3 protein-coding genes and 1 riboswitch are annotated in these 7249 nt (G+C 29.6%); all 3 genes read right to left on the reverse strand.

The window, feature by feature from the left end:
* Window positions 1–6 precede the first annotated feature (6 nt).
* The 3 genes from BUB36_RS06505 to BUB36_RS06515 all read right to left on the reverse strand — a co-directional run bounded on the left by BUB36_RS06505 (window position 7) and on the right by BUB36_RS06515 (window position 6467).
* The gene (locus BUB36_RS06505) at window positions 7–2568 is read right to left on the reverse strand and encodes a sensor domain-containing protein (protein ID WP_073148225.1); all 2562 of its coding nucleotides are present in this window, start codon (window positions 2566–2568) and stop codon (window positions 7–9) included.
* Window positions 2569–2986: 418 nt separating this feature from the next.
* Window positions 2987–4012 carry a branched-chain amino acid aminotransferase gene (locus BUB36_RS06510; protein WP_073148227.1) on the reverse strand — a complete coding sequence of 342 codons (1026 nt, stop codon included), beginning with the start codon at window positions 4010–4012 and terminating at the stop codon, window positions 2987–2989.
* A gap of 370 nt (window positions 4013–4382) precedes the next feature.
* Entirely contained in the window at window positions 4383–6467 is a 2085-nt protein-coding gene (locus BUB36_RS06515) for a methyl-accepting chemotaxis protein (protein WP_073148229.1), read from the reverse strand.
* A 205-nt stretch (window positions 6468–6672) separates the two neighbouring features.
* A riboswitch (cyclic di-GMP riboswitch) is annotated at window positions 6673–6759 on the reverse strand.
* Window positions 6760–7249: the final 490 nt, after the last annotated feature.

The raw sequence follows: 7249 nt of genomic DNA on the forward strand, positions 1-7249 counted from the left end.
ATGAAATCAACTTATATTATTAGCTATAAAATCAAAAAAATTTTTATTGTATATTTTTTCTAATTCTCCATTTAAGGGTTTACTAAAAAGATATCCTTGTATATAATCACATCCTCCTCTTTTTAACTTTTCATATTGCTTCATATCTTCAATTCCCTCTGCTACAACCTTTAGGTTTAAACTATGTGCAAGGGAAATCAAGCTATCTATTACCTGAGTATTTCTCAATTCTAAAAATTTGTCACTTAATGACTTATCAAGCTTAATTTTATCAACTGGAATAAAGGTCAGGTAGTTCAAAGAGGAATATCCTGTTCCAAAATCATCAAGGGCAATTGTTATTCCTAACCCTTTTAGTTTTTGAAGAATTTTTATAGCTTCTTCTCTATTCTCAATAAGAACATTTTCTGTAATCTCTATCTCTAACATAGATGGATCAATATCATTTTCTTTAAAGGTATCTTGTAAGAAACTAAAAAGTTTAGTATCATAAAGCTGTTTTGGTGACAGATTTATAGCTATATGTTTGTTCTTATAACCTTTATCTTCCCATTTTTTAAGTTGTTTTATGGCTTGTTTTATAACCCATCTTCCTATAGATAAAATCAAGTCCGTTTCTTCTGCTACAGGTATAAATAAACTTGGGGATAAATTTATATTCTTTAGCCTCAACAACGCTTCAAAACAAGCTATCTCACCAGTTGAAATTTCTATAATTGGTTGATAAAGTAACTTAAAGTTTTTCTCTTTTATAGCTTTTCTTAAAATATTTTCAATTTTTATTTTTTCTTCAAAAGCCAGAGTCATCCTTTGATCAAAGAAAAGATATTTATTCTTTCCTGTCTTTTTTGCATTATACATAGCTATATCAGCTTTAATCAAAAGTTCCTCCATCTGATAACCGTCACGGGGGTACCGAACAATCCCGATACTGGCTGTTATAGGATTTTCTATTCCGTCTAAAACAATTTTCTCTTTTAAATTCTTTAAAATCCTTTCTACGCATGTTTTTATGTCTTGAAAACTTCTGATACCCCTGATCAGGATTAAGAATTCATCCCCTCCAAATCGAAAAGCATTCATTCCATTACGTAATATATATTTCAATATTTGAGCTATTTCTTTCAATAATATATCCCCATATATATGCCCTAAGGTATCATTAATATTTTTAAAATTATCAATATCCAGTAAAAACACTACCCCTTTTTTGCCTTTTTTAATCTCATCTGAAAGTTTTTCCATAAACTTTCTTCTATTTGGAAGATGTGTTAAAGGGTCATGATCAGCAAGAAATTTAATATATTTCTCCTGATTTTTAAGGTGAGTAATGTCCACTAAAACTCCGCTTAAGATTTTTACTTTTCCTTGCCTGTTTAATATTCCCTTCCCACTTACTAAATACCATCGAATTTGTTTATCTTTATCTATAATACGTATTTGAGAGTAAATTCTTTTCTTTTGCTTCCTGTTATATTTGTCAATATATTCTAAGAGTGTATTTTTATCTTTAGGATATACTAACTTATCTATAACTTTATACATATCTTTTTCTTTTAAATCAATATCTATAATCTTTCTAAAATTCTCTGAAAGATAAAGGGTTTTATCTTCAGTATTGATTTCCCAAAGAACACTGTCTGTTCCTTCTATAGCAATTTCATATTTTTGTTTTAATTCTTCTAATCTTTCTGCATACTCTTGTACTTCATCATATTTGGATATTAATTCCCTTTCTCTTGCTATTAGTTGTTCTATAGTAGCTTCTAACTCTTCATTTGTAGATTCTAAGTCCTTTTTATATGTTTCCTTTTCCGTTATATCTGTATAAATACCATATCCACCTATTATTTCATTATCTATATTTACTAAAATGGCTCTAACATTCACACAAATTCTTTTTCCATATTTTGTATATCGAATAGTTTCTATATCTACCTTTCCTCTTTCAAAAAGCTCCTTTGTTTTTTTCTGAGCTTGCCATTTTCTTTCTTTCGGAACTATAATTTCATCTAAATCTCTTCCAAAACACTCTTTTTTTGTATAACCAAAAATTTTTACAAAATTGTCGTTAACATCTAATATATTATGATTTTTATCAAAATATACAATAGCATCGGGACTGTTTTTAAAAAGAGTTTGATAACCCTTAAATATTTTTTTCTGATTTTTTGTCTTTTCATCAATATCCCTAACAACAGCAACTGCTCCTATTATTTCTTTATTTTTATTATGTAAAGGCACAGCTTTTCCCCAATCATAATTATTCAATCCAATGCAGTATGCTTCTCCTTCAACACTTCCATCTTCATTTCTCTTAAAGTTTCTATATTTCCTTTCTATCTCTCGATTAGGCTTTAGTACTAAATCTATAAGTGTTGGTCTTTTTTCTCCATAAAAATATATAGAATATATATAATCTTCTTTTCCTAATATCTCATGTTTTTTAATTCCTGTTTTATCCTCCATTGCTTTATTCCATAAAAAAACCCTTCCTTCCTTGTTTATCGCAAAAACAGCATCTGGAAGCAGTTCAACAATTTGCTTGTATAGTTTAATCTCGTCCATATATTCACCTTCATTTAATTTTAGTTGTTCAAATAGTAATATTAAAAAACTTATTCTAATACCCTTACAAAATATCAGTTTTTCTCTATTTTAATATCGTAATTGGTTATTCTTTTCTTTATAAAAAATAAAATATTTTTATAATATCTGCATCATTTTTCATTATATCAAAACATTTAAAATTTTAGGAGTTATTTCACTATTTTTATATATAGATAAACAACATTAACATTTAAAATAAATTTCAAAGAAAATAATGAACGCTTCTACATTTTTTCTTTGAAATTTATTAGACCTTCATGAGTTATTTTATAATCTCTTTAATTTTTAATCCAAAAAGTTTAAACAACTTAAAAACCAACTTTTAAAGACATGATATTGTCAAAAAAGTTGGTTTCAATTATATTTATATACAATCTTATTTTACTTCAAAAATCCATCCATCTGGAGCTTGTATATCACCAAATTGAATTCCATAGAGAGTATCATAAAGTTTTTTAGTAACAGGACCTACTTCTGTTTCGCTATGGAATACATGAAGTTTCCCTTTGTATTCTATACCACCAATAGGTGTTATTACAGCAGCAGTTCCACATGCACCAGCTTCTTTAAATTTATCAAGTTCATCTATCAATACATCACTTTCTTCTACTTCCATATCTAAATAGTTTTCAGCAATATACATTAGTGAATATTTTGTTATACTAGGAAGAATTGACGGTGACTTTGGAGTTATAAATTTATCATCCTTTGTAATTCCAAAGAAATTTGCAGCTCCAACCTCTTCTATTTTAGTGTGAGTCACTGGATCAAGATAGATGCAATCAGCAAAGCCCCTTTTAACAGCTAACTCATGGGGATAAAGACTGGCTGCATAGTTTCCTCCAACCTTTGCTCCTCCAGTTCCAAAGGGTGCAGCTCTATCATATTCTGAAACTGTAAAGTTTACAGGAGTCATTCCACTTTTAAAGTAAGGTCCTACAGGTACACAAAACACGCAGAATATATACTCAGGAGCTGGTTTTACCCCAACATTATCTCCAACACCTATAACAAAGGGTCTAAGGTAAAGAGTTGCTCCTGTTCCGTATGGAGGAACATAAGCTTCATTAGCCTTAACAACTTGCATACAAGCATCTATAAATTTTTCTTCTGGTATTTCAGGCATTAATATACGCTTACAGCTGTTATTTAAGCGTTTAGCATTTTGATCTGGTCTGAAAAGCTGAATCTTCCCATCTTTCCTACGATATGCCTTCAGTCCTTCAAAACACTGTTGTCCATAATGAAGGGCAGTTGACGCTTCACTAATAGTAAGCTTATTATCTTCTGTTAGCTTGCCATCGTCCCATTTTCCATCCTTCCATCTTGATACATAACGATAATCTGTTTTGATGTAACTAAAGGATAATTTAGCCCAATCAATATTTACTGTTTTTTTCATAAAACCCCTCCTATTTTGTTATGGGTATTGGCAAAGACTTAAACATAATCTTCAACTTAACCCATTGATTTTACTTGAAATTTATATTAAAACTTAATCATATAACTAATATTGTCATAATTAATAATAAATATTTACTTGTAGTAATAATAATTTGAATATATAGCATCCTTAGATTTATTCTATCAGATTACTAACGGGTAAGCAATAATTCTATTTTTCTAAATGCTATTGATTTATGATAATGTCACCTTAAGATTAATTTTAGAAAATGTCACTTTTAATTAAGCTCTAAACAAAATAAGAGCATCGCCCATGACATGAATAGCTCATGAACAACACTCTTTTTTCACTAAACTCAAATACTCTCCTATGCCTTGAATTTATCTGTTTTTTCCTTTAATTTTTCCGCAATATTATTTAATTCTTCAACATTTGCTCCTATTTCTTCAAATGAACTCACTTGTTCTTCTATAACCCCATTTATCTGTTGTGCTGAATTTGTATTCCTAACTATAGACATAGATAGTTCATTTATTGCTTTGCTCATTTCTTCAGCTGCTTGTGCCTGTTGATTTGATGAATTGGATATACTTTCAATTTTAGATGTCGTATCTTCTATTGATTCTAATATAATATCAAAATGCTTATTTATAATATTAAATTTTTCTATACTTACCTCTACTATTTTTTGAGTTTCTTTAATAGCAATATCAGCATTATCTGTTTTAGTTTGAATCTCATTAATTATTTTTTTTATATTAATTGTTGATTCTTTGCTTTCTTCTGCTAGTTTCCCAACCTCTTGTGCTACTATTGAAAAACCCCTTCCATATTCACCTGCTCTAGCTGATTCTATTGCTGCATTTAATGAGAGTAGATTTGTTTGCTCTGAAATATTAGATATTATTGATACTATTTCTCCTACCTTATCCGATGCAATCCTAAGCTCTCCTATGATTTTTCCAACATTTTTCGATGCTTCATTCACTTTATTATTAGCTTGCACTACTTTATTCATTAATAACTTTCCTTCATTTGTAGCATCTAATGCTTTTTCACTGGTATTTAATACATCTTTTGTTTCTCCCGAAATAGCTTCTATACTACTTCCTAATTGTTCTATGCTTGCAGTCGTTTCTTCAATTACAGCTGTATTGCTTTGAGAAATATCGGTTACATCAGCTATAGCATTTGCTATTTCCTCAATTCCTTTATTATTCTCATCCATGGTTACCCTAATTTCTGCTGATGATTGGGCCACTATATCTGCGTTACTTTTTATCTGTAGTATCAATTCTTGAATTTTATCTACAAATAAATTAAAACCCTTTGCAAGCTGACCTACTTCATCATAGGTATAAACCTCAAGTCTTTTAGTTAAATCTCCTTCACCTTCTGATATATCTATAATCATATCTGTTGTTTTTACAATAGGTTTAACAATACTTCTCGTCATAAAATTTATAATCATCAATATCAATCCTATAAAAATTAATGCTATCAATGTAGAAAGCTTCTTCAATTTTTCGGCATTTTCTAATATTTTAGACATAGATACAGTTATACCAAAGGACCAAGGTGTTGTAGAATTGCCGATATTTATAGGTGAAAGGTATGTATATGAGTCTTCATTCGTTACCTTTGATCTGTAAAGCAGATCATGATATTCACCTTCTTTTACCGCCTTCTTAACTCCTAAGGCCATTTCAGTATCCCCAATATCTTGTCCTAATTTTTCAACATCACCATGGGCTGCAAACGTACCATTATTTGCAATTAATGAAGCATACCCCGTCTCATAGGGCCTGATTTGAGAAGTCATTTCTTGTAAAGTATACAGTGGAATATCTACTCCTGTTACACCCAAAATTTCTCCATTTACAGCTATTGGAGTAACCAAACTAGTCATTAATACTTCTTTACCTTCTATCTCGTGAAAATAAGGTTCAAGAACTATCTCCCTTCTATTTTTTTTTGCTTGTAAAATAGTTTCTTCATAACCTTCTACGGGATTTAGCACAATACCGTTGTCGCTTCTATCCCAAGTAGGTATAAATCGACCAGTTTCATCATGTCCTATCGTATTTGCAAACTCTTTATCTCTACCATCTAGAGCATTTGATTCCCAACATGTCCATACTCCAGAAATCTTTGGATTTTCTTCAAGAACATTCTTAAGAATATTGTTCATTACATACCTATCTGTATTTCCTGACTTTTTCATACCTTCAAATGTCTGCGCCAGTAATCTTGAAGTATTCATTGCAATATTTATTTCACCTTCAACGTAATTGGCATACTCTCTGGATAAAATTGCAACCTTATCAAAGGCTTCTGCTTTGTCATCCAAATAAGTTTTTCTTAAAATAAAACCGATTGTAGCTATAAAAGATATAACAACTACAAATCCTATTGCAAGTAATAATTTTGTTTGTAAGCGCTTAAATTTCATCTACTATTCCTTCCTCCCTGTTTTTAATTAATACAACTTTCTTTACTACTTGACCAGGGGGGAGTTTTTAAAGCTTAAGTGCATTTAAGCAAACCTTTATTCTTTAAATAGTTTAGGTAAACCCAGTTAAATATAGCCTCCTATGATAATCTTACACATAAAACTACTTAAATTCTTGATATTTTTATGCATAAAAAAACTCCCCTTTGGTAACTGGCTGCCATCTATAATTTTTACAGAAGGCCCTATAGCTTTGCGTCCCTGCCTTTCGACAGGTTTGCCATTATCAGTAGTAATTTTAGTATGCTAGTTCTATAGTCCTATATTATATAAGTCATTAGTCTTATATAGCATAATCGCAAGTCTTATTATACCACATATATAGTCAAATTTGTATATTGTTTTATTAAATAACTATGGTTTTATACTTTTTAAATAATTGAAAAAATTGCATAATACATAATATATTTAAAGAATTTTTCAATAAAAATTGTAGTATAGAAAAGCAGGAAAGTAATCTGCATATTGTATTTCAAAATTATTAATGTTAATTATGCAAGTTTCTCAATTGCCAAAAACTGACCTAATAATTTGCATAATAAAAGAGAAAATATATGGCACACGATTTTCTATAGGAACATCAATTAGAGATATGAAGCGAGTCTGTCATATAATGTGTGTCTAAAGGAAAATATTCTCCTAGCTGACAAGATGAATGTATAAGAGATTAGATATGTAATTTATTGAGTTATTTATATTATTGGCAAAATTTTATGATTATA

The organism is Paramaledivibacter caminithermalis DSM 15212 (assembly GCF_900142245.1).
In the GTDB taxonomy this organism is placed as follows: domain Bacteria; phylum Bacillota; class Clostridia; order Peptostreptococcales; family Caminicellaceae; genus Paramaledivibacter; species Paramaledivibacter caminithermalis.